Source organism: Paenibacillus sp. OK003 (assembly GCF_900109515.1).
Lineage (GTDB): Bacteria > Bacillota > Bacilli > Paenibacillales > Paenibacillaceae > Paenibacillus > Paenibacillus marchantiae.
This window is the reverse complement of record NZ_FOBD01000028.1, coordinates 11,696-33,687: the sequence shown is the minus strand read 5'-3', so window position 1 is coordinate 33,687 and position 21,992 is coordinate 11,696. Positions and strand designations below refer to the sequence as shown.

At 48.3% G+C, this 21,992-nt stretch carries 19 protein-coding genes and 2 other annotated features (1 of these 21 cut by a window edge); all 19 genes read left to right on the top strand.

Annotation, left to right across the window (positions count from 1 at the left end):
- The first annotated feature begins 30 nt into the window (after window positions 1-30).
- The 19 genes from hemB to BMW94_RS28345 all read left to right on the top strand — a co-directional run bounded on the left by hemB (window position 31) and on the right by BMW94_RS28345 (window position 21,871).
- Complete coding sequence (gene hemB, locus BMW94_RS28435; protein WP_091001981.1) at window positions 31-1,032, top strand: porphobilinogen synthase; 1,002 nt, start codon at window positions 31-33, stop codon at window positions 1,030-1,032.
- A gap of 22 nt (window positions 1,033-1,054) precedes the next feature.
- The gene (gene hemL / locus BMW94_RS28430; protein WP_091001980.1) at window positions 1,055-2,359 is read left to right on the top strand and encodes a glutamate-1-semialdehyde 2,1-aminomutase; all 1,305 of its coding nucleotides are present in this window, start codon (window positions 1,055-1,057) and stop codon (window positions 2,357-2,359) included.
- A complete protein-coding gene (locus BMW94_RS28425) occupies window positions 2,356-3,261 on the top strand; it encodes an RluA family pseudouridine synthase (protein ID WP_091001979.1) in 906 nt (301 codons plus the stop codon). The genes hemL and BMW94_RS28425 overlap by 4 nt, the downstream gene beginning before the upstream one ends.
- A 330-nt stretch (window positions 3,262-3,591) precedes the next feature.
- Window positions 3,592-5,067, top strand: a complete 1,476-nt coding sequence (locus BMW94_RS28420; protein WP_091001978.1) for a LysM peptidoglycan-binding domain-containing protein — start codon at window positions 3,592-3,594, stop codon at window positions 5,065-5,067.
- A 157-nt stretch (window positions 5,068-5,224) separates the two neighbouring features.
- Window positions 5,225-5,504, top strand: a binding site (T-box leader).
- A gap of 58 nt (window positions 5,505-5,562) precedes the next feature.
- A complete protein-coding gene (locus tag BMW94_RS28415; protein ID WP_063568110.1) occupies window positions 5,563-8,229 on the top strand; it encodes a valine--tRNA ligase in 2,667 nt (888 codons plus the stop codon).
- Window positions 8,230-8,306: 77 nt separating this feature from the next.
- The gene (locus BMW94_RS28410; protein WP_091001977.1) at window positions 8,307-9,683 is read left to right on the top strand and encodes a bifunctional folylpolyglutamate synthase/dihydrofolate synthase; all 1,377 of its coding nucleotides are present in this window, start codon (window positions 8,307-8,309) and stop codon (window positions 9,681-9,683) included.
- A gap of 56 nt (window positions 9,684-9,739) precedes the next feature.
- Window positions 9,740-11,059, top strand: a complete 1,320-nt coding sequence (murC, locus tag BMW94_RS28405; protein ID WP_254790401.1) for a UDP-N-acetylmuramate--L-alanine ligase — start codon at window positions 9,740-9,742, stop codon at window positions 11,057-11,059.
- Window positions 11,060-11,177: 118 nt separating this feature from the next.
- Window positions 11,178-12,377 carry an SPOR domain-containing protein gene (locus BMW94_RS28400; protein ID WP_175480875.1) on the top strand — a complete coding sequence of 400 codons (1,200 nt, stop codon included), beginning with the start codon at window positions 11,178-11,180 and terminating at the stop codon, window positions 12,375-12,377.
- Window positions 12,378-12,522: 145 nt separating this feature from the next.
- Window positions 12,523-12,765: a DUF4321 domain-containing protein gene (locus tag BMW94_RS28395; protein ID WP_091001974.1), complete on the top strand. Its 243-nt coding sequence runs from the start codon at window positions 12,523-12,525 to the stop codon at window positions 12,763-12,765.
- 92 nt (window positions 12,766-12,857) lie between these two features.
- Window positions 12,858-13,469: a Maf family protein gene (locus BMW94_RS28390; RefSeq protein WP_063568114.1), complete on the top strand. Its 612-nt coding sequence runs from the start codon at window positions 12,858-12,860 to the stop codon at window positions 13,467-13,469.
- 35 nt (window positions 13,470-13,504) lie between these two features.
- A complete protein-coding gene (gene radC / locus BMW94_RS28385) occupies window positions 13,505-14,194 on the top strand; it encodes a RadC family protein (RefSeq protein ID WP_091001973.1) in 690 nt (229 codons plus the stop codon).
- A 194-nt stretch (window positions 14,195-14,388) separates the two neighbouring features.
- On the top strand, window positions 14,389-15,423 hold the full coding sequence (locus tag BMW94_RS28380; RefSeq protein ID WP_090904373.1) for a rod shape-determining protein: 1,035 nt from the start codon (window positions 14,389-14,391) through the stop codon (window positions 15,421-15,423).
- Window positions 15,424-15,611: 188 nt separating this feature from the next.
- A complete protein-coding gene (gene mreC, locus BMW94_RS28375; RefSeq protein WP_091001972.1) occupies window positions 15,612-16,484 on the top strand; it encodes a rod shape-determining protein MreC in 873 nt (290 codons plus the stop codon).
- A complete protein-coding gene (locus tag BMW94_RS28370; protein ID WP_091001971.1) occupies window positions 16,484-17,017 on the top strand; it encodes a rod shape-determining protein MreD in 534 nt (177 codons plus the stop codon). Before mreC ends, BMW94_RS28370 begins: the two co-directional genes overlap by 1 nt.
- 73 nt (window positions 17,018-17,090) lie before the next feature.
- Entirely contained in the window at window positions 17,091-17,753 is a 663-nt protein-coding gene (minC, locus tag BMW94_RS28365; RefSeq protein WP_091001970.1) for a septum site-determining protein MinC, read from the top strand.
- A 3-nt stretch (window positions 17,754-17,756) separates the two neighbouring features.
- Complete coding sequence (gene minD, locus BMW94_RS28360) at window positions 17,757-18,551, top strand: septum site-determining protein MinD (protein ID WP_091001969.1); 795 nt, start codon at window positions 17,757-17,759, stop codon at window positions 18,549-18,551.
- A gap of 226 nt (window positions 18,552-18,777) precedes the next feature.
- On the top strand, window positions 18,778-19,662 hold the full coding sequence (locus BMW94_RS28355; protein ID WP_175480874.1) for a M23 family metallopeptidase: 885 nt from the start codon (window positions 18,778-18,780) through the stop codon (window positions 19,660-19,662).
- The gene (locus tag BMW94_RS28350; protein WP_091001967.1) at window positions 19,655-20,515 is read left to right on the top strand and encodes a M50 family metallopeptidase; all 861 of its coding nucleotides are present in this window, start codon (window positions 19,655-19,657) and stop codon (window positions 20,513-20,515) included. Before BMW94_RS28355 ends, BMW94_RS28350 begins: the two co-directional genes overlap by 8 nt.
- 105 nt (window positions 20,516-20,620) lie before the next feature.
- On the top strand, window positions 20,621-21,871 hold the full coding sequence (locus BMW94_RS28345; protein WP_091001966.1) for an Rne/Rng family ribonuclease: 1,251 nt from the start codon (window positions 20,621-20,623) through the stop codon (window positions 21,869-21,871).
- Between the two features lie 56 nt (window positions 21,872-21,927).
- Window positions 21,928-21,992, top strand: a sequence feature (ribosomal protein L21 leader region) (it continues 20 nt past the right edge of the window).

Genomic DNA, 21,992 nt, shown 5'->3' with positions numbered 1-21,992 from the left:
CACATCACTATTCAGGGAGGTTTCACACGTATGAGTTTTCCAATTATCCGGCATCGCCGTTTACGTCAATCCACAGGTATTCGCAATATGGTGAGAGAGACCCATTTGACTGTGGATGACTTTATTCAACCTATCTATGTTACTTATGGTGAAAATGTAAAATCCGAGATCAAATCCATGCCGGGCGTATTCCGCTTCTCGCTGGATCGCTTGCAGGAAGAAGTGAAGGAGATTGCCGATCTGGGTATTCCGGCTGTGCTCTTGTTCGGTATTCCCGAAACCAAAGACAGTGTAGGTTCATCGGGATTCGCAGAAGACGGCATTGTACAGGAAGCAACGAAGCTGATTAAGTCCTGGTATCCTGAGCTGCTGGTTGTTGCTGATACCTGTCTGTGTGAATTCACTGATCACGGTCATTGTGGCATGGTGCACACCGTTGAAGTGGACGGTCACATTTGCGGAGATGTGCTCAATGACGAATCACTGGAGCTGCTCGTAAAAACAGCGGTATCCCAGGCCAAAGCTGGAGCGGACATCATTGCACCATCCAATATGATGGATGGATTTGTCCAAGCGATCCGTGCCGGACTGGATGAGAATGGCTTCAGTCACATTCCAATCATGTCCTACTCCGTAAAATATGCGTCGGCATTCTATGGTCCATTCCGCGAAGCTGCGGATTCCACGCCACAATTCGGAGATCGCAAGTCGTATCAGATGGACCCGGCGAACGCTCGTGAAGCATTGCGTGAAGCCGAAACCGATGTGCTCGAAGGAGCGGACATGTTGATGGTGAAACCTTCATTGTCCTATCTGGATGTCATGCGTACAATCAAGGACAATTTTGATCTTCCACTGGTTGCTTACAACGTAAGTGGAGAGTATGCAATGGTAAAGGCAGCGGCGATTCAAGGGTGGATTGATGAGAAGAAAGTGGCCATGGAAATTCTGCTGAGTATGAAACGTGCGGGTGCAGATATGATTATTACGTACTACGGAAAAGACGCTTCACGCTGGTTGGCCGAGAAATAAATTTATATTAAGGAGGATGTTCATGACTGCACAACAAGGAACTCGTCGCAATGATGAGCGCTCACGCAGCGCATTTGAAGAAGCCAAGCAGTACATACCCGGGGGTGTGAACAGTCCCGTTCGGGCGTTCAAATCGGTGGGGCTTACCCCGATCTATGCAGAGCGCGGAGAAGGCTCCAAAATCTATGATATTGATGGCAATGTTTTTATTGATTATGTGGGATCCTGGGGTCCGCTCATTATGGGACATGCGCATCCTGACGTTGTAGAAGCTTTGCGTGAGACAGCCCTTAAAGGAACAAGTTTTGGTGCGCCAACATTGCTGGAGACCGAGATGGCAAAACTCGTCTGTGAGCGTGTGCCTTCGATCGATATTGTACGAATGGTGAATTCCGGTACGGAAGCAACCATGAGTGCGATTCGGCTGGCACGTGGTGTAACCGGACGCAGTAAAATTTTGAAGTTTGAAGGATCATACCACGGGCATGCCGACAGCTTGCTGATCAAAGCAGGATCTGGTGTAGCAACTCTGGGTCTGCCTGACAGCCCGGGTGTGCCTGAAGGTGTGGCTATCAATACGATTACGGTTCCGTACAATGACCTGGAGTCAGTGAAGCTTGCTTTTGAACGTTATGGTGAAGAACTGGCCGCCGTCATTGTGGAACCTGTTGCAGGTAATATGGGAGTTGTGCCACCCGTTTCGGGTTTCCTTGAAGGCCTGCGCAGTTTGACGTCTCAATACGGCAGTCTGCTCATTTTTGACGAAGTTATGACCGGTTTCCGTGTAGGGTTGAACTGTGCACAGGGACGATATGGCGTTACACCTGACCTGACTTGTCTGGGTAAAGTAATCGGTGGCGGGCTTCCGGTGGGCGCTTATGGCGGCAGACGTGATCTAATGGAACAGATTGCTCCAACCGGGCCGATCTATCAGGCAGGTACACTGAGCGGTAATCCGCTGGCTATGGCAGCAGGTTATACGACACTCAAATTGTTGACACCAGAGGTCTATGATCGTCTGGAGACACTGTCTGCACGCTTGCAGGCTGGGTTTGAAAAGAATGCAGCAGAGACAGGTGTAGCCATAACGATTAACCGTGTTGGTTCGATGGTATGTCCATTTTTCAGTGCTGTTCCGGTTACGAATTATGATATTGCCAAAGAAAGCAATCTCGATCAATTCCGTCGTTACTTTGCGGCCATGATTGATCAGGGTGTAAGTGTTGCACCTTCCCAATACGAAGGCATGTTTGTTTCTGGCGTGCATACGGAGCAGGATATTGACGATACGATCGAGGCGAATCGTAAAGCTCTTCAATCGCTATGACTATTAAAAGTTGGAAACGCCGCGGGGAATGGCTTGAGCTGATGCCAGGCAAAGTCGTAACAGGCAGTTCGGACAAACAGATGGCCGCAGAGCAGTGGCTATTGTCTGAGCTTCAGTTACCGGAGAAAATGTTGCGTCAGCTAAAGACGAACCAGGGCATACAACTGGCAGGGGACCGGCTTCGGCTGGCCCTTTTTGCGTCTCAGCCAATTGATGTTGAACCGCGTTGGGCGGATATCGATGTTTTGTATGAGGATGACTTCTGTCTGGTCGTGCATAAACCGGCCGGAATGAAGCTTCATCCCGATGGGAGCCGGGCGGATCAAGCGATTACACTGGATCATGCGGTGGCCTCCTATTACGAAATGAATGGGATTCAGGCGAATGTACGCCATGTTCATCGTCTGGACGAGGACACCACTGGACCTGTTTTATATGCCAAAAATGCTTTTGCCCTCGCCAAACTGGATGAAGCGATGCGGCGTAAAGACATTGGTCGCCATTACGTTGCCATTGCAGGGGGGCAACTATCCCGCGAACTTCACAAAATTGATGCTCCGATTGGCAAGGACAGGCATCACAAACAGCGCAGACGTGTCTCGGAAGGTGGTCAAGAAGCGGTTACTCATGTGGAGATCGTCGAAGTGTGGAAACGAGCAACCCTTGTACGATTGAAGCTGGATACAGGACGAACACACCAAATTCGGGTGCATCTGAGTTACGCGGGACATCCGCTTATTGGTGATGCCTTGTATGGAGGTAGAGCGGATGCCATTGGACGGCAAGCACTTCACGGAGAGATGCTTAAGTTTAGCCATCCGTTAACTGGAGCCATGATTGAATTGAATGATCCTTGGCCATCCGATTTCACACAATTGGCAGAGCGTGAAAAGGTGAATTAATAAATGATATAAAGCGAACTTTAATAGTTACACGAGAACGGAGAGGACAGAAATAACGTGAAGAAGCGAAGCGTTCGCCTTTATCCCCGGATTTTCCCTTTGAAGAAGGGAATCAAAAAAATCTGGGGATAACAGTGATCGGAAGGTTATTCTGTCATCGAAGTGGCTAGGTGCAACATTCTCTATTTCGCTTTATATAGCAAGGTTTTTCAAAAGGTGGCATGCTCATCTCATTCAAGGCATATAGATGGGGTAACGAAGGATTTGGACCATGGATCAGTCCCATGAGAAGGATCATGGTGAACATATGCCGAAAGGAGGACGCCACCTTTGTTGAATCAACCCTATGGTTTGCGGTTCGATATTTATGAGCGCGTTCATTTGTCAGAGGGAGTCCCTGCAATTGAGGAGCTGGAGGAAATTGAGTTATATCCCCGCATTCAGGTGATCGGTCAGGATGATCATGCAACATTACGAGGTCATCTTTTGCTAACAGGAGCGTATCGGGGCGAGAATGAGATCTCGGAGGAACTCAAACATTTTATTCCGGTGGAGATCACGGTACCCCTGAACCGGGTAAGATCGCTTGAGGATATTTCCATTGAGATCGAAAATTTTGATGTGGATCTGTTATCCGACCGAAGTCTGAACATTACTGGCGTATTGTCGCTTCGCGGTATTGAGGGCTTTCCGGTGGAGGAGCCGCAGGTCTGGTCAGCAGATGAGTTTACCGTTGTACATTCGCCCGACCCTCAGCAGGGCAACCGTTCCGCTGAAACAGAGCAGACAGGCAGCTATCCCAATGTATTTGCTCAGGAGTATCTGCTTCAACGGAGCGAAGAGGAGCTGCAGCAGGAACATCTATTTCAAGCTTCTCCCGAACCGTTTCAGTCCTGGCAGCAAGGGGATGGGAACGCGGAGCAAAACAAAATATCGTCTGAAAACGAAGAGTCCTCGTCCTTGAGGGACAAGGAGGAGGAAGCGCAAGCGAATGTGCTGTCCGATACGCCTTCTCCCGTTTCGTCTTTTTTGGCGGAGACAGCCGACAGGTTGGCTTCTTACCCTGAATCTGAGCCTTTACTTCCTTTGGCTGAAGAGTCGTCTGTCTGGTCCGAGCCTTCCGTCGAGACCTTACATACGAACTCAAGGAATTCGGAGCAGGCCGATTCCAAACTGGACCCGCAGCCTTCGGATGAACCGGCAGCACCGGACGTTTGGCATTTTGAATCTGCCCGATCTGAACCAAAGCAAGAGGAGCAGGCGGTTACAGATGTACCGACAGGTTCGCAGTCTGAGAACTGGCAGGATGTCTTCGCAGCATCTGAACCGGAAATTCCGGTGGAAAACACACCTCCTCTTGAAGCGGTGGAGACGAATGAGCCCGCTGAAAAAGAATCTTTTATCCCTGAACCTGTGGCTGAGACGGAAGACAAGCCGGAGCTCAAGGTTGCTTTTGGCAGCAAGAGAGAGTCTGCACCCAAACAGGAAGCGGGTGTAGGCATCTCCTCCTTGTTATCCTCTGGCAGAGTGACACGGGAGGCGGAAGCTGAACGGGAGCAAGAGGCACTTGCTGGAGTCCAGCAGCAAGAAGCATACCCGCCTGATGATGTAGAATGGAAGAACCTGTTCCTTGGCACTATTGTGGATCAGACTCCGTTCCGTAAGGTGAAATTATGCATTGTACAGCGTGAAGAGACGCTCGATACCATTGCAGACCGATATCAGTTAAGTACCCGAGAGCTCCAGTTGTATAACCGATTATCCGAACAGGTCGTGGAAGAAGGGCAGATTCTATACATCCCTTAACCTGAGACAGGTTCAATGTCCATTTTGACCCGTAATCCCTTGAGGATGACGGGTTTTTGCTTTGTCTGCCCTCAACCTGCATTGCAGCGCGCTTTATCCGCTGTTGTCAGGTTGACTATCGGGCACGGGCAGGGTATGATGTGTTTAGGTTTTTTGAAGAACAACGTGGATCGGGAGTAGTAGACAGTATGACCTTTCAGAGAGCGGGATTGTAGCGCTGGGAAATTCCGTAGGAACCAACTGATCGAAGTCGCCCGGGAGTTGCCTGTTTGAATACAAGGGATGAGTAACTTTAGTATCATTCATTCCTGTGGTAGGATAGGCCGGTCGCAGCCGTTATCTGCTTGAAGTGTCACGTAAGCACAGAAGGGGTAGTCTATCTTTCTATCTGCGTGAAACAAAGGTGGTACCGCGAAAGCTAACCTTTCGTCCTTTGATGGATGAAAGGTTTTTTTGTTTTTTGGCGATGATGAATAAGTAACGGAGGAATGACACATGTCTGAACAAAAAAATTCAGCTGCAACAGAAATGCCAACCACGTATGATCCGAAAGCTGCGGAGCAAAAATGGTATTCCACTTGGATGGAAAATGGATATTTCAAGGCAGGCCAGCGTAAAGATGCTGAACCTTATACGATTGTAATCCCACCCCCGAACGTAACCGGAATGCTCCATATCGGGCATGCGCTCGATTTCACACTGCAGGATATTCTGATTCGTACCAAGCGGATGCAGGGCTATGATGCACTGTGGCTACCGGGTTCGGACCATGCAGGTATTGCTACCCAAACCAAAGTGGAGCAGAAATTGCGTGAAGAAGGTCAGACTCGTTATGATCTGGGACGCGAAAAATTCTTGGAGAAGGTATGGGACTGGAAAGAGCAATACGCAACAACCATTCGTCAGCAATGGGGCAAAATGGGCTTGTCGCTCGACTACTCGCGTGAACGTTTTACGCTGGACGAAGGTCTATCCCAAGCTGTACGTAAAGTGTTTGTTCAACTGTATGAAAAAGGCCTCATTTATCGAGGCAAACGAATTATTAACTGGGACCCGGTGAACCGGACTGCACTGTCCGACATTGAGGTTGAATATAAAGAAGTTCAAGGTCACTTGTACCATCTGCGTTATCCGCTCAAAGACGGAAGTGGTTATGTCACAGTAGCGACAACTCGCCCGGAAACGATGCTCGGAGATACGGCAGTTGCTGTTCATCCGAAGGATGAGCGTTACGCAGACATGATTGGCAAAGTGCTTGTTCTGCCTATTATCGGACGCGAAATTCCGGTTATTGCAGATGAGTATGTAGATAAAGATTTCGGAAGCGGCGCCGTGAAAATTACGCCTGCTCATGATCCGAATGACTTTGAAGTGGGTCTTCGTCATGATCTGCCACAGATTACGGTGATGGATGAGACTGGTACGATGAATGCCGAAGCAGGCAAATATCAGGGACTGGATCGCAGCGATTGCCGTAAGCAGATTGTTGCAGACTTACAAGAACAGGGCGTATTGATCAACATCGAGGATCATACGCATCAGGTTGGACACAGCGAACGGACAGGAGCTGTCGTTGAGCCGTATTTGTCGACACAGTGGTTTGTTGAGATGAAGCCTCTCGCGGAGAAAGCGATTGAGAAGCAACAAAGCGGTGAAGGGGTTCATTTTGTTCCGGATCGTTTTGAGAAAACGTATCTGAACTGGATTGAAAATGTTCGCGACTGGTGTATCTCTCGTCAATTGTGGTGGGGTCATCGTATTCCTGCCTGGTATGATGAGGAGACTGGAGAAGTTATTGTATCTGCTGAAGATCCGACAACATTGCCAGAATACGCTGGACGCAAGCTGAGACAGGATGAAGATGTTCTGGATACATGGTTCAGCTCCGCTTTGTGGCCGTTCTCTACATTAGGCTGGCCGGAAGACACGGAAGATCTGAAACGTTATTACCCGACAAGTGTACTCGTAACAGGGTATGACATTATTTATTTCTGGGTGGCGCGCATGATCTTTACCGCTCTGGAGTTCACAGAAGAGGTTCCGTTCAAGGATGTGCTGATGCACGGTCTTGTTCGTGATGCTGACGGACGCAAGATGTCCAAATCGCTCGGCAATGGTGTTGATCCGTTGGATGTGATTGAGAAATATGGTGCGGATGCAATGCGTTACATGATCTCTACAAGCAGTACTCCGGGTCAGGATCTCCGTTTCCGCTGGGAGCGGGTTGAACAGGCTCGTAACTTTGCCAATAAAATCTGGAATGCATCGCGCTTCGCTCTAATGAATCTGGAAGGGTTCACCTATGAAGATCGTGATATTAGTGGAGACCTTGGAACAGCGGATTACTGGATTTTGCACCGCCTGAACGAAACTTCTCGTGATATTACGCGTCTAATCGAAGCATATGAATTTGGAGAAACAGGCCGTTTGCTGTATAACTTTATTTGGGATGACCTGTGTGACTGGTATATTGAATTTGCGAAGTTGTCCTTCTATGGAGAAGATCCGGTTGCCAAGAAGAAAACACAATCGGTGCTTGCTTATGTGCTGGATCAGACTATGCGCCTGATTCATCCGTTCATGCCGTACATTTCGGAAGAGATCTGGCAGCATCTGCCGCACGAAGGCGAGACGATTACGTTGGCTTCCTGGCCGGTGTATGACCCTGCACTGGAGAACCCAGAAGCGGTTGCCGAGATGAACCTGCTTATGGATACCATTCGTGCAGTACGAAACATCCGTGCAGAAGTAAACGTACCAATGAGCAAGAAAATTGAATTGATGGTGAAAGCGAACAACGCAGAGACATCCAGCATCATTGAACGCAATAGCCATTACATCAAACGTTTCTGTAATACATCCGAGTTCGACAGCGGCTTGGATCTGAGCTCACCGGATAAAGCAATGACTGCAGTCATTACTGGGGCTGAGCTGTATTTGCCGCTGGCGGGTCTTATTGATATTGATCAGGAAGTGGCTCGTCTGGAGAAAGAGTTGCAGAACCTTGAGGGCGAAGTACTCCGTGTGGAGAAAAAGCTGGCGAACGAAGGCTTTGTTGCCAAGGCTCCTGCCAAGGTTATCGAGGAAGAGCGCGCCAAGCAAGCGGATTATTCCGATAAACGGGATAAGGTGATTGCACGAATCAAGGAACTGAAAGGTTAATATATTCGGGTCGGATGGAGTGCTTATGCGCCATCCGGCCGCTTTTTTCAACCAAACTCAAACCGAAGGTGAATCATATGACGGAACTTAACGGGACAGAAATAGCATCTCCTTTACTTACCTATGACGAGGCCGTGAACTGGATCAATGGCCTTATTCCTTTTGGCATCCGACCTGGATTGGAACGAATCGAGGGATTGATGTCATGGCTCGGCAATCCTCACCAGCGTCTCAAATTTATTCATGTCGCGGGAACGAACGGCAAAGGTTCGACTTGCGCTTTTTTGACGTCAGTGCTTCTTCAGGCGGGATATGATGTTGGAACGTTCACATCCCCGTATATCACTAAATTTACAAACCGTTTTCAGTACAACGGTGAGGATATCCCAGAAGAAACGTTGCTCAAACTCTCGAACCGCCTGTATCCGTTGGTTCAAGAGATGGCTTCAACTCCCCTTGGATCACCTACGATGTTTGAGGTATCCACAGCACTCGCCCTTCTCTATTATGCGGAAGAGTGCTACCCGGACATTGTGGTATGGGAGACAGGGCTCGGGGGAAGGATGGACGTAACGAATATTGTTACACCCGTGGTATCGGTCATTACCAATATCGGTATGGACCATACGGATGTACTGGGAGATACGATTGAGGCGATTGCTGGAGAGAAGGCAGGTATTATTAAGGCGGGGGTACCCGTTGTTACCTGCGCCACGCAGCCAGAGGCTGTGAAGGTAATCCAGGAGACGGCAGAGCGGCTGCGTTCAACCGTGTATCTGGCGGGAGATCGTTTCTCCTATCATAGACTGGACAGTGATGAGAACGGACAATCTTTTCATTTTACAGGACCGTTCCGTGATCTGGACGCTCGTATTCGCATGCAGGGCGCACATCAATGCGATAATGCAGCGGGTGCACTTATGGTACTGGAGTTGCTTCGCCAATACATGGCATTTATGCTGGATGATGAAGATATTGCACTTGGACTGGAACATGCCTTCTGGGCAGGACGGTTCGAGAAAGTGGTTGATCAGCCCCGCATTGTTCTGGATGGAGCGCATAATCCGGAGGGGGCCGAATCACTGGCCAAGAGCATTATCGACGTATATCCTCACAACAAGTTAATTTTGATGATGGGCATGCTGGCGAATAAGCATCACGAAGCGTATTTGCAGCATATACTGCCACTAGTGGATACGCTGATCCTGACCGAGCCAGATTTCCGACGCAAGATGGCTGCAGCCGATTTGCTGCAACTCGTCGAACGGGTACGTCCCGCCATTGCGAAACCGGAGCTGGAAATCATCGTCGAGCCCGAATGGGCAAAGGCACTTGATCTATTGAAGTCACGGACGGAAGCGGAAGATCTGGGGGTGGTGTCCGGCACATTGTACCTGATTGCAGATGTGCGGGCAGCCCTTTTGCATCAAACCGATTCTGAAAAAGGTTGGTGAAAGTTTTGTTAAATACATCGGAACACGTTCATTTTATAGGGATTGGCGGATATGGCATGAGTGCCATCGCGAGAGTTATGCTTGAGATGGGATACACCGTTACCGGATCGGATGTCGCTTCACAGGAGTTGACCGAGAAGCTGGCAGCCAAGGGAGCGAAAATATATATCGGACATACGGCAGAGCACGTAAATGGGGCAGATCTGGTTGTCTACTCTACGGCAGCTCCGGCTGATAATGTGGAGCGGGTGGCAGCTGAAAAGCTGAACATTCCGATTCTGCATCGTGCCCAGATGCTCGCACGTTTGCTGAATGAGCGCAAAGGTGTAGCTGTAGCCGGGGCTCATGGCAAAACAACCACGTCATCCATGATTGCACTTGTTATGGATAAATGTGATACAGACCCGACATACATCATTGGTGGGGAAATCATGAACGTGGGTACCAACGCGAAGGCAGGCCAAGGCGACTGGGTCGTTGCTGAGGCAGACGAGAGCGACGGTTCATTTTTGCAGTATCACCCTTGGCTTGGTATTGTAACGAATATTGAAGCGGATCACCTTGAGAATTACAACAGTGATTTTGAGGAACTCAAAAAGGCTTATGTTCAGTTCCTGAGTCAGATTCGTCCAGAGGGCACGGCCATTGTATGTGCTGATGACGAGAATGTTCAAGCTATTTTGCCAGAGCTAAAATCACGTGTGACCACATACGGCATTGATTATGCTGCGGATTATACAGCAACAGATATCGTACTTGGTGACCGCCGAATTTCCTTTACGATGAGTCATCAGGGCAATGCTCTGGGTACGGTAGAGTTGTCAGTTCCAGGTAAACATAACGTTTATAATGCGATGGCTACGGTCATTACCTGTCTGGAAGCAGGTATTCCATTTGAGAAAATTACGGCTGCCATTATCCAGTTCCATGGAGCGAAACGCAGATTCCAGGTGCTGGGCGAGGCGAATGAAATGCTGATTATTGATGATTACGCTCATCACCCGACTGAGATTGAGGCTACGATCAGTGCGGCCAAAGCAACAGGGAAACGTATCATTGCGGTATTCCAGCCACAGCGTTACACACGTACGTTCTTCCTGCTTGATGCGTTCAGTCGAGCCTTCGCAGAAGCGGATGAGGTTCTCATTACCGATATCTATTCCCCTGCAGGTGAGAAGCAGATTGAAGGTGTGCATTCGGCCAAACTGGTTGAACTCATCGTTCAAAACAGTAATGCGTCTGCGCGTTATCTTCCGACAAAGGAAGAAGTTGTTGCAGATTTGCAGAACCGTCTTCAGCCAGGCGATCTTGTGCTCACGATGGGCGCAGGTGATATCTGGAAAGTTGGCGATACACTTGCCAAAGGGTTGAAATAAACACATTCATAAACCGTCTGACTTCATTTTGAAGCAGGCGGTTTTTTGCATGAAATGGAATGTTTCAGATTCTCTCTGCATATAGCTGTTATAAATGGGACAAAGGAGAGGGTACGGGGTGAGCAATGCTAGAATGACGTTTCGCTTTGGGGATAACGAGTCGGACAAGCCTGAAAACAAGGGGATACCCACATCCAGCACATTTGCAGCTTTGAGTGAAGAAATTCCGCACAGTCCAACGCCAACACCAACGCGGTTGAATTCAACGCCTTCATGGACACCAGAGGATATTCCCGGTGACTGGGGAGAGACGATACTGACAGGCTCCACTGTACCTGAACCTTACCAAAGAACGGACAAGGATTCGAAACTCGATGAGCCTGGATACAATTATAATCATCTTACTGCGTATCCGGGAGATGAGGACGATAACAGATCGGACGAGAATTATGGAGGTCATGATTGGCTTGCAGATAGTGAAAACTACTCTTATAAGCGAAATCGTCCCCCAAGGGGCTGGAAAATGATTGGTTCAGTAACGGGTGCGCTTGTAACCGGTGCCCTCTTCGGCATGGTTATTCTTTCTTTTTTTAATCGTGAAGGGGCCGTAGATCCTGGGAGCAAGATCCCTGCCAATCAGGCGGTATCGGCCGTAACAGGTCAGCAGGGAGTGGCAGGTTCGGAGCAGCAGCTCCAGGCAACAACTACAGGCGGCAGCTATTATGCACTGCAATATGGTGTATTCAGTTCTCCTGAACGCGCTGAACAGGCGAAGGTGGAGCTGTCCCAGGCAGGCATTGCCGCAGGCTCCGACCCGGAGGATGGTAATCGGGTGTATGCTGGCATTTCGGCTGACCGTGAGGAGGCCAAGCTGCTCAGCTCAAGGCTTAAGGCCGAAGGTGTGGAGCTGTACGTCAAGGAAATCGTCAACCCCGAAGTGAACCCGGCAGTATTCGGCGGAAAAGCAGAGGATGTGCAGCAATTCTTCGCAAGTGGATCGGCTTTAGTTGACCAACTGTCTACCCTCTCGATCCAGCAACTTGGTCAGTCTGTTCCAGAAGCCGTCTCAACCGAAACGATGACCTCATTACAGAACCAGCATCAGCTCTGGCTGACCGGTTTAAATAGTATTGCACCTGGCCTGAGTGCAGACGTGCAACCCTATGTATCGGCGATGGAAAAATCGATGGCCAGTGCGGTAACGGCAATTGCCGAATACAACAAAAATCCGGCTAATGTGCATATGTGGTCTGTACAGTCCGATCTGATGGAATATGTATTACAGCAAAAAAAATGGCTTGAAGCGATAAAACAGTAATCACCGCTTTCCCATAACACAGCCTTGAAATACCTATCCGGCAAGGAACTGGAAATAGTTCCCCTTGCCGGATTTGTGTTTGTATTGACGTACAAAACCCCGTATAATAATGTGGGTGTCAAAAAATGGCGAGGGAAGATCACCGATGAAAAAAAACTTCGGCATGTTATTGCTGTTTCTACTGCTCGGCTGGCTAGCCGGTGCGTGGATCGCCAAGGCACTGCAGCCTGTAAAGGCCGTTACCTTTCTAACGAAAGCCACGACCATTCGTTGGTCGCCGCAGGCTGATCTGGATATTATCAGTTATGATATTTCACTTCAATTTCAAATGAGCCTCCTGAGTCTGATCGGTATTATTGCTGCTGTATGGCTGTATCGCAGGTTATAGGAGAATGACGAATTTTGACGAAGAAACTAAAAAAATGATATCTACTAGCGTGATCCGACAGGATATCGCCGTAGCTTAAGGGGCCGGTTATTTTGGATAAAACACAACAGCGTCGTATTATTCTGGCTTCCACTTCGCCGCGGCGTAAAGAACTGATCGCATCACTCCATCTAGCTTTTGAAGTAATACCAAGTCACGCCGATGAAGATACACCGCCGGAATGGACTCCTGAACAGACGGTACAGGAGCTTGCGATGCGTAAGGCGCTTGCCGTTTATCGCGGGCTGGAAGGTCGCGAACAGGATGCTGTTATTGTTGGTAGTGACACTGTTGTCGTTCTGGATGGTGATATTCTCGGTAAACCCGTAGACGAGGCGGACGCTGAACGAATGTTATCTCGTCTACAGGGGCGTGTACACCGTGTTTTCACGGGAGTAGCTTGTATCGATGCAAGTAATGGACAATCCATGGTTCAATATCGACAGACTAATGTAACGATGAAGGAACTGTCTGAAGCTACGATTCGTGCGTATGTTCAGACTGGAGAGCCTTCGGATAAGGCAGGATCATATGCTATTCAGGGCATTGGTGCTTCATTGATAGAACGTGTTGAAGGATGTTATTTCAATGTGGTGGGCCTACCGTTGTCCTTGCTAAGCGACATGCTGGATGGATTCGGCGTACATGTATTGCCACGTACATGAAATTCCGCAATTGACGATCTGAAAAGAGGGAACATATGGAGTCGCCTCAATATATGATGCGCGACATCCCCCAGGAAGAACGCCCGAGAGAACGCATGATGGAATACGGGGCGGGCGCCTTAAGCCATGCTGAATTGCTGGCGATCTTACTTCGAACAGGTACAAGACAGGAATCCGCAGTGCATATGGCACAGCGGATTCTGACCGAAGCGGGTGGAATTCGCTCGTTGATGGATTTGAGCCTGGAAGAACTGAATGCGATGAAGGGTATTGGCATGGCCAAGGCTGTACAGCTGAAAGCCAGCATTGAGCTTGGTCATCGGATTGCGAAGAGCAGACTTACACAGTCAGCTTCAATCCGCACCCCTCGTGATGCGGCCGATATTCTTACCGAACAATTGCGTTACTTGCAGAAAGAACACTTTGTGTGTCTTTTCCTGAATACCAAAAACCACATTATTTCCCAGGAAACACTCTCCATGGGTAGCCTTAACGCTTCGATTGTACATCCGCGTGAAGTGTTCCGGGCTGCCATCAAATGCAGCAGCGCCTCTATTGTGTGCGCACACAACCATCCCAGTGGTGATCCTACGCCTAGTCCAGAGGACATCCAAATAACCAAAAGACTGATCGAGGCCGGCGCAATTGTTGGCATAGACGTGCTGGATCACATTATTATCGGAGATGGAACGTACGTAAGTTTGAAGGAGAAGGGCTTAGTATAATATAATGGTTGGCGTTGATGTTTTCCTATGAATGTTGACGGCGTTGTCCGTAGAAGATAGGTTCACTTTACAAATGCAAAACAAAGGCAATACAAAACAAATGCGAATATTAGCACCACCATGGTGGTGGGAATGAAAATGAAACGCTCTTGATTCACTGGGCGGCTATATGAGGCAGAAAAGGAGATTACATTATGTTTGGTGGTTTTAACAAAGATTTGGGGATTGACTTGGGGACAGCGAATACACTTGTTTATGTACGTGGAAAAGGAATTGTGGTACGGGAACCTTCCGTAGTTGCTATTCGGACTGATACCAAAACCATTGAGGCAGTAGGGGAATCTGCCAAAAAAATGATTGGACGTACACCTGGTAACATTCGTGCTATTCGTCCAATGAAAGACGGCGTTATTGCCGATTTCGATACAACAGCAACGATGATTAAATACTTTATTCGTCAGGCGCAGAAGCAGCGCTCCATGTTCCAGCGTCATCCTAACGTGATGGTATGTGTACCATCCGGGATTACTGCGGTAGAACAACGTGCGGTTGAAGATGCAACAAAACAAGCTGGTGCGCGTGAAGCCTACACAATTGAAGAGCCTTTTGCAGCTGCAATCGGTGCAGATCTGCCTGTATGGGAACCAACGGGTAGTATGGTTGTCGATATTGGTGGCGGTACAACGGAAGTGGCTGTCATCTCTCTCGGCGGGATTGTAACAAGTCGTTCGGTTCGTGTTGCTGGTGACGAGATGGATGAATCCGTGATTCAATACATTAAACGCCAGTATAATCTGATGATCGGTGAACGTACATCCGAGCAGTTGAAGATGGATATCGGATCAGCTATGCCGCTTGAGCAAGTGGAAACAATGGAAATTCGTGGACGCGACCTCGTTACAGGCCTGCCGAAGACGATTACGATTACTTCGGATGAAATCAGCGAAGCTCTGGCGGATACGGTGAATGCCATTGTTGAAGCTGTAAAAGTAACCTTGGAGAAATGTCCTCCTGAGCTGGCAGCAGATATTATGGACCGTGGTATTGTTCTCACAGGTGGCGGCGCATTGCTTCGTAATCTGGACAAGCTGCTTGCTGGTGAGACAGGAATGCCTGTGATCGTAGCAGAGAATCCGCTCGATTGCGTTGCAATCGGAACAGGTAAAGCGCTTGAGAATATTCATTTGTTCAAGAGCAGAAGCAGTTCGGCAGTTCGTTCCAAACGTTAATTGATATATGCCATCACTGGCTCGCTGATTGACCAAGGGGCATGATATCAACGAAGAGGACCCGGTTAACCCCGGGAGAGCTATTACCCGCATACCCGGGGAGAATCGGCTGATATTCTCGATGGGACTATAAGTCTGACAGTCTCCCCGCCGGGCATGGCTCGGAAGAGAATAATGGATGTTAGAGGGTGGTCGAACTGTTTAAACTGCTGGGTAACAAAAGACTTTTTGTTTTGCTGGTGGGCCTTGTTACATTTATCGCGTTAATGGGCTTTACGCTCGGTCCGCGAACCGCTCTATCCTGGCCGGAGAAATTCCTGAAGGATTCAGTCGGATTTGTACAATACGTATTTTACAAGCCCGCTTCTTCTGTAGCGGGCTTTTTCAAAGATTTGGCGAACATGCGTACGGTATATCAAGAAAATGAAGAGCTTCGTATTGCGATGGGGCACTATACCCGGGATCGGCTGAAATACAATGATATGGAGCAGGTGAACGAACAGCTCCAGAAAGCTCTCAATTTTACCGAAGAACAAAAGAATCGGTATAACTACGGTTCACGAATTGCTCAAGTCATTAGTGCCAACTCCGACCCGAACAGCAGAACGATTAATATCGACATTGGTGAAAATGCGGGAATCAAGGCCGGGATGGCTGTGACTTCGCAGGAGGGGCTGGTAGGGGTTGTCAGTCATGTCAGTTCATACACGTCAACGGTTAATCTGTTAACGTCCATGGACGCCAATGATCCTACTTCCAATGCCATTGCAGCTACAGCGGTTGGTAAAGAAAAAGTGTTTGGCATGATTGAGAGTTATGATCCAAAGTCTGGAATGCTCAAAATGACCAAGATCTCGGAAGATTCAGATATCAAAAAGGGTGATGAAATCATCTCCTCCGGGATTATCAACAATTTTCCAAAGTACATGCGTATCGGAGAAGTGAAGAGTGTTGAGAAAAGTGAATATGGTTTAACACAAACAGCTACAATTAAGCCATATGCAAGCTTTCTGGACTGGAAAGAGCTGATTGTGATTATCCCGCCTGAGGTAAAAGAGTAATGGTGACGCGCAAGCAAGTCTTGTTTCTGTTGCTGTTCGTTTTGTTCATTGCGGAAGGAACGATCCTTCCGCTGCTCATTCCTTCGGCCTGGCAAATGCGTATTTCTGCCAACCTGGTCTACATCGTGATTTTGTTTATTGCTGTATATCATCATCGGCACACGGCGTTGGTGCTTGGCATATGTTTTGGACTATTGCACGATGTCGTATTCTACGGGGAAATGATTGGACCATACGGATTCTCGATGGGATTATCGGCATATATGATGGGACTTATTTTTCAAGCGCCGCGCGCACCACTGCCGGTTATGGTTTCCGTCGTCCTTTTGGGAAGTCTGCTGAATGACACCATGTTATTCTTTCTTTACAAGCTCTTCCAACTCAATCATGTGACATTTGACTGGGCATTGCTTGAATACATGATTCCCAATTTGTTCATTCATTTTGTGTTCGCGCTAATCATTTATGTTCCTCTACGGAAACAACTGGAGCGGATTGGTAAGAGAAAGAGCAAAGCACAAGAAGCTTCTTGATACATTTATGGAGTGAGAAGCAGGAACTTGGGGACCCGGGCACGAAATGTAATGAGATGGGAGGGACAGGCTTATGACGGTAAAATCGAATCACGTAACGATTAAAGGCATCCGAGACGGCCTGGTTTTCCTGTTGGACGATCAATGTGAATTCGAGGAATTGCTCTACGAGCTCCGCTATAAGCTGGAACACAGCCATCAAAATATTTTAACCGGACCGATTGTTCATGTGGATATCAAACTGGGCAGCCGGGAAGTGACGGAGGACCAGAAAGAAGCAATTCTTGATATATTGAAACAAAAAGGGAATTTGCTCATTCGTTCCATCGATTCACCGGCCCTTAAACCACAGGTTAAAGGGCCGCCGCCGATTGTAACCATGTGTGGTATGGTACGTTCGGGTCAGGTGCTTCATCATGAAGGGAATCTGCTGTTTCTTGGTGATATCAATCCGGGGGGCACAGTAACGTGTACCGGAGATATATATGTTTTGGGTTCACTCAGAGGCATGGCTCATGCTGGAATTGGTGGGGACGAAGATTCGATCATTGCTGCTTCGGTGTTTGCACCAACGCAGCTGCGGATCGCTGACATCATCAGCCGTCCTCCCGATGAGTGGGAGAGCCGAGAGACCGGAATGGAATTTGCTTATTTACAGGACAATCAGATGCAGATCGACAAGATGAGCAATATCGTTCGGTTGCGCCGAGATTTTAATGTGTTTAAAGGAGTGTAGCTCATGGGAGAGGCGATCGTGATCACTTCGGGTAAAGGCGGCGTGGGTAAAACAACCACCTCGGCAAACATCGGGACAGCGCTGGCGCTGCTCGGCAAAAAGGTTTGTCTGGTAGATACCGATATCGGCCTTCGTAATCTGGATGTCGTGATGGGACTCGAAAACCGGATCATTTATGATCTGTGCGACGTTGCAGACGGCCGCTGCCGACTGAATCAGGCTTTGGTCAAAGATAAACGTTTCGAAGAATTATATATGCTGCCTGCAGCACAAACGAGAGATAAGAACTCTGTGTCACCAGAACAGGTGAAGGATATTATTCTCGAATTAAAAAAAGATTTTGAATACGTCATTATTGATTGTCCAGCCGGAATTGAGCAGGGGTTCAAAAATGCGGTTGCAGGAGCTGACCAGGCGATTGTGGTCACTACACCAGAAAATGCGGCTGTCCGTGATGCGGACCGTGTCATTGGTTTGCTGGAAAGTTCACACATTCACTCACCAAAACTGGTCGTGAACCGTATCCGTAACAATATGGTCAAATCAGGTGACATGCTCGACATTGACGGCATTTTACAAGTACTTAATATTGATCTGATCGGGATCGTTCCTGATGATGAGCTTGTCATCAAGGCAGCCAACTCGGGAGAGCCTACAGTAATGAATCCGGATTCACTTGCGGCCATTGCCTATCGTAATATTGCCCGTCGTATTCTGGGAGATACCGTTCCTCTGATGCAATTGGAGCAAAAAAAGGGTGCTTTCACACGTTTTAAGAAGTTTTTTGGAATGGGTTAACTCGCTCTTTCTCATCACATTCATGTATGACAGCCGTGGCCCTCAAGCCCGGCTTTTTGAATATTATGGAGCCTTTTATTAAAGGCGTCTTGTATAGAACGGGATATGTACTTCACAATAGGACTCCACGTTGTGGGGTTATTTTTGCTTCCAGCCGAAGCTTGTTCATATTATGAACGAGCCCCTCATAGGATGTAGTAAACAAGCCTCGGCGGGAGGACATTCCATGAATACGAAACTCAGAATCAAGCAGAGAAGAGAAGAGCGCATTCGGCGGTTAATGGATGGTGCTACGGAAGAAATTATGCAGCAGCGAGAATCGGGCTCGGTATCCGATAAGCGTACATCTGCGCAACGTAATCCGTTCTCGTCTATGGATATACAAGAAAATCCACGAACGGCAAGATCTTCGCTGGCAGAACAGGAAAGGGATCCGGAGTGGCTGTGGAAAAAAGAGAACGGGCATTATGGTCCTGGCGGCCATCCACGCTTCAATCTGATGAAGTCATTCGTAGGTCGAACGGTGGTTAGCATATTGTTATTCGGCGGAGTCTGGGGCTTGTTCCAGTTGAACACCTCGTGGACAACACCTGCCAAAACCGTGATCGCCGATGTGCTGCATCGGGATATGGATTTTGCCTATGCCGCTGCCTGGTACGAAAAGCATTTTGGCGGAACGCCATCATTCCTGCCCGTTCTTGGACATACCACCGATCCTGTGAATGTCTCGGGTATCCGACACCTGCTCGGCAAACCGATCTCGGGCACCATCGTTCAGCCTTTTGCACTGAGCATGAAAGGCATTGAGATTGTTCCCGAAGCTGGCGGTACAGGACTTGTTCAAGTAGTCAGTTCAGATGCTGGGCGAGTACTTCAAGTACTGGATGATCCGGAAAATGGGACAACGGTTGTAATCCAGCACTCGGGTCAAGTTACAGCCATATACGGACGCTTGAACGAAAGTGAAGTCCAGGTGAATGATTGGGTTGAAGCAGGTGACGCGGTCGGCAGCCTAAAGGAGACCGGAAATGATCAACCTGCCACATTATATTTTGCGGTAAAAGAGGGCGAGCAGTACGTAGACCCAGCGGAAGTGGTTGCCCTTGATTAGGTTATGGGGTGTGCGTATCTCGTTTCATCCTTTTTTTGTGATTATCATGATGGCTTCCCTGTTGACCGGGAACTTTATTGAACTCATCACGCTGTTTGCCATCGTTTTTATTCATGAATGTGGACATGCTGCAGCGGCAGCCCTTCTGGGCTGCCGTGTCCTTTCGATACAGATGCTTCCTTTTGGCGGTGTCGCCGTTATTGAGGATGCAGGAAATATAACAGCCCGTCGGGAGATCATTATCGCTTTGGCAGGGCCTTTTCAAAATATGCTCATGGTTGGAGTTGTTTTATTGCTGAAATACGTGAACCTGGGAGACCCACTTTTTTTGGATTATATTATACAGGGGAATCTGCTGATTGCCCTATTTAACCTGCTACCGGTGTTGCCGTTAGATGGTGGTAAAATTGTACAGGCACTCGTTAGTCTTGCTGCTCCTTACTATACGACATTATTGTGGACTTACAGAATCAGTATTCTGTGTAGCGCAGGAGTTATCTTGGTTGCCATCGGTCGCTGGTTTACCGGTGATTACGGGCTGCCTTTAAATATTCTGTTGATCGGAATTTTTCTGTTCTATTCCAATGTGACCGATTACCGAAATATTCCCTACCGGTTTATCCGATTTCTGATGAATCGTGAAAGTGCATTCACCCGTCATGCAGCTACAGGCAGTTTGGCGCAGCCGATAATCTCATTTCCGGCGAAACCTTTGGAGCCTATTTTGCGTCTATTAAAGAGAGAAAGATACCATATGATATATGTGATGAATAGACAGGGAAGAATCATGGCCGTTTTGCCTGAGCAGCGAATCATCGGTTCTTATTTCAAACAAGACACGGATAAGTTGTAGCAACTTGGTGGATTTGTCCTGAATTGGGTTAATACATGTACAATGAGTATGGCAAAGATACAGAATGGATGTGGATGAATTGAATAGTCTTCTAGAGGTGAAGCCATGAAACAAATGATTGTACATAATGAACATAACCTCATGCAAATGGCGCTTCTGGAAGAAGGCAAAGCTGTAGAATTCATGGCAGAGCGAACACGCGAGCGTGGACTGCTGGGTTCGTATTTCAAAGGACGGGTAGTGAACGTGTTACCAGGTATGCAAGCTGCTTTTGTGGATATCGGTCAGAAAAAGAATGCTTTTCTGTATGTGGACGATGTATTGCATCCCAATCTGGAGAAACAACCCAAAGTGAAGCCTTCAATTTCGGAGCTGCTTCGTCCAGGTCAGGATGTAATCGTCCAAGTCCTGAAGGAGCCAGTAGGAAGCAAGGGAGCCCGGGTGACAACTCATTATTCGCTGCCGGGGCGCTGGCTTGTCTACATGCCTTTAGCGGATTATGTAGCCGTCTCCAAGAAAATTGCCCGTGAGGGGGATCGATCCCGCCTCAAGACGTTGGGTGAACAACTGAGACGGGACGAAGAGGGGCTTATCATACGAACCGTATCCGGAGAGGAACAGAGGGAAGCCATTCAATCCGACCTGGAAACATTACGTGAGCAGTGGCGTCTGATTCGTGAAAAAGCGGATAGTTTGCCTTCACCAAGCCTGCTGCATCGGGATCACGGTATGGTTCAGCGGATCATTCGTGATGTGTATACGCCTGGCAGCGATGAAGTCATTACGGATAATGAAGCACAAGCCCGTGAATTGAGTGCATTGCTGGAGGAAATCTGTCCAGGCCATCAACCTAAAGTACAGGTGTATAGGGGAGAAGAGTCAATTTTTGCTGCTTATCGTGTGCAGGAGCAGTTGAACAAGGATTTTGCCCGCAAGGTATGGCTGCCTGGAGGTGGATATATTGTCATTGATCATACCGAGGCACTCACTGTAGTTGATGTCAATACAGGCAAGTACACAGGAGCTGGCGGTGACAGTCTGGAAGAGACCGTAACGGAAACGAACATGCAGGCAGCGGTTGAGATTGCCCGTTTAATGCGTCTGCGGGATATCGGCGGCATGATTATTGTGGACTTCATTGATATGGAGGAAGCAATGAACCGGCATGAAGTTGCGGTAACGCTGGAAAATGAACTCAAGAAGGATCGAACCAAGGCTTTTGTAATGGGTTGGACCAAGCTGGGGTTGCTCGAACTTACCCGTAAGAAGGTACGGGAAGAGAGCACGCTCCCTTACGTGGAGCCGTGTTCTTCCTGTCATGGGACAGGTAAAAGATATATTTCGCCGTTGCATTGATTTTTAGTATAGTTGGTGGTATAATCATCAGGTATGTGTTTAGCCTATTGGTCTTGCACATGCTGTAACCGCACTGGCCGGGTACAAGAACAGTTCCGCAAGGATACTGTCACCTGAGACC

What these genes read in the sequence shown, in the direction of transcription:
- BMW94_RS28380 (WP_090904373.1), top strand. Translation starts at nt 14,389, where the DNA reads ATGTTTGGTGGTTTTAACAAAGATTTGGGGATTGACTTGGGGACAGCG.
- BMW94_RS28415 (WP_063568110.1), top strand. Translation starts at nt 5,563, where the DNA reads ATGTCTGAACAAAAAAATTCAGCTGCAACAGAAATGCCAACCACGTAT.
- murC (WP_254790401.1), top strand. Translation starts at nt 9,740, where the DNA reads ATGAGTGCCATCGCGAGAGTTATGCTTGAGATGGGATACACCGTTACC.
- minD (WP_091001969.1), top strand. Translation starts at nt 17,757, where the DNA reads ATGGGAGAGGCGATCGTGATCACTTCGGGTAAAGGCGGCGTGGGTAAA.
- hemB (WP_091001981.1), top strand. Translation starts at nt 31, where the DNA reads ATGAGTTTTCCAATTATCCGGCATCGCCGTTTACGTCAATCCACAGGT.
- BMW94_RS28395 (WP_091001974.1), top strand. Translation starts at nt 12,523, where the DNA reads ATGAAAAAAAACTTCGGCATGTTATTGCTGTTTCTACTGCTCGGCTGG.
- BMW94_RS28370 (WP_091001971.1), top strand. Translation starts at nt 16,484, where the DNA reads ATGGTGACGCGCAAGCAAGTCTTGTTTCTGTTGCTGTTCGTTTTGTTC.
- minC (WP_091001970.1), top strand. Translation starts at nt 17,091, where the DNA reads ATGACGGTAAAATCGAATCACGTAACGATTAAAGGCATCCGAGACGGC.
- hemL (WP_091001980.1), top strand. Translation starts at nt 1,055, where the DNA reads ATGACTGCACAACAAGGAACTCGTCGCAATGATGAGCGCTCACGCAGC.
- BMW94_RS28425 (WP_091001979.1), top strand. Translation starts at nt 2,356, where the DNA reads ATGACTATTAAAAGTTGGAAACGCCGCGGGGAATGGCTTGAGCTGATG.
- radC (WP_091001973.1), top strand. Translation starts at nt 13,505, where the DNA reads ATGGAGTCGCCTCAATATATGATGCGCGACATCCCCCAGGAAGAACGC.
- BMW94_RS28345 (WP_091001966.1), top strand. Translation starts at nt 20,621, where the DNA reads ATGAAACAAATGATTGTACATAATGAACATAACCTCATGCAAATGGCG.
- BMW94_RS28410 (WP_091001977.1), top strand. Translation starts at nt 8,307, where the DNA reads ATGACGGAACTTAACGGGACAGAAATAGCATCTCCTTTACTTACCTAT.
- BMW94_RS28355 (WP_175480874.1), top strand. Translation starts at nt 18,778, where the DNA reads ATGAATACGAAACTCAGAATCAAGCAGAGAAGAGAAGAGCGCATTCGG.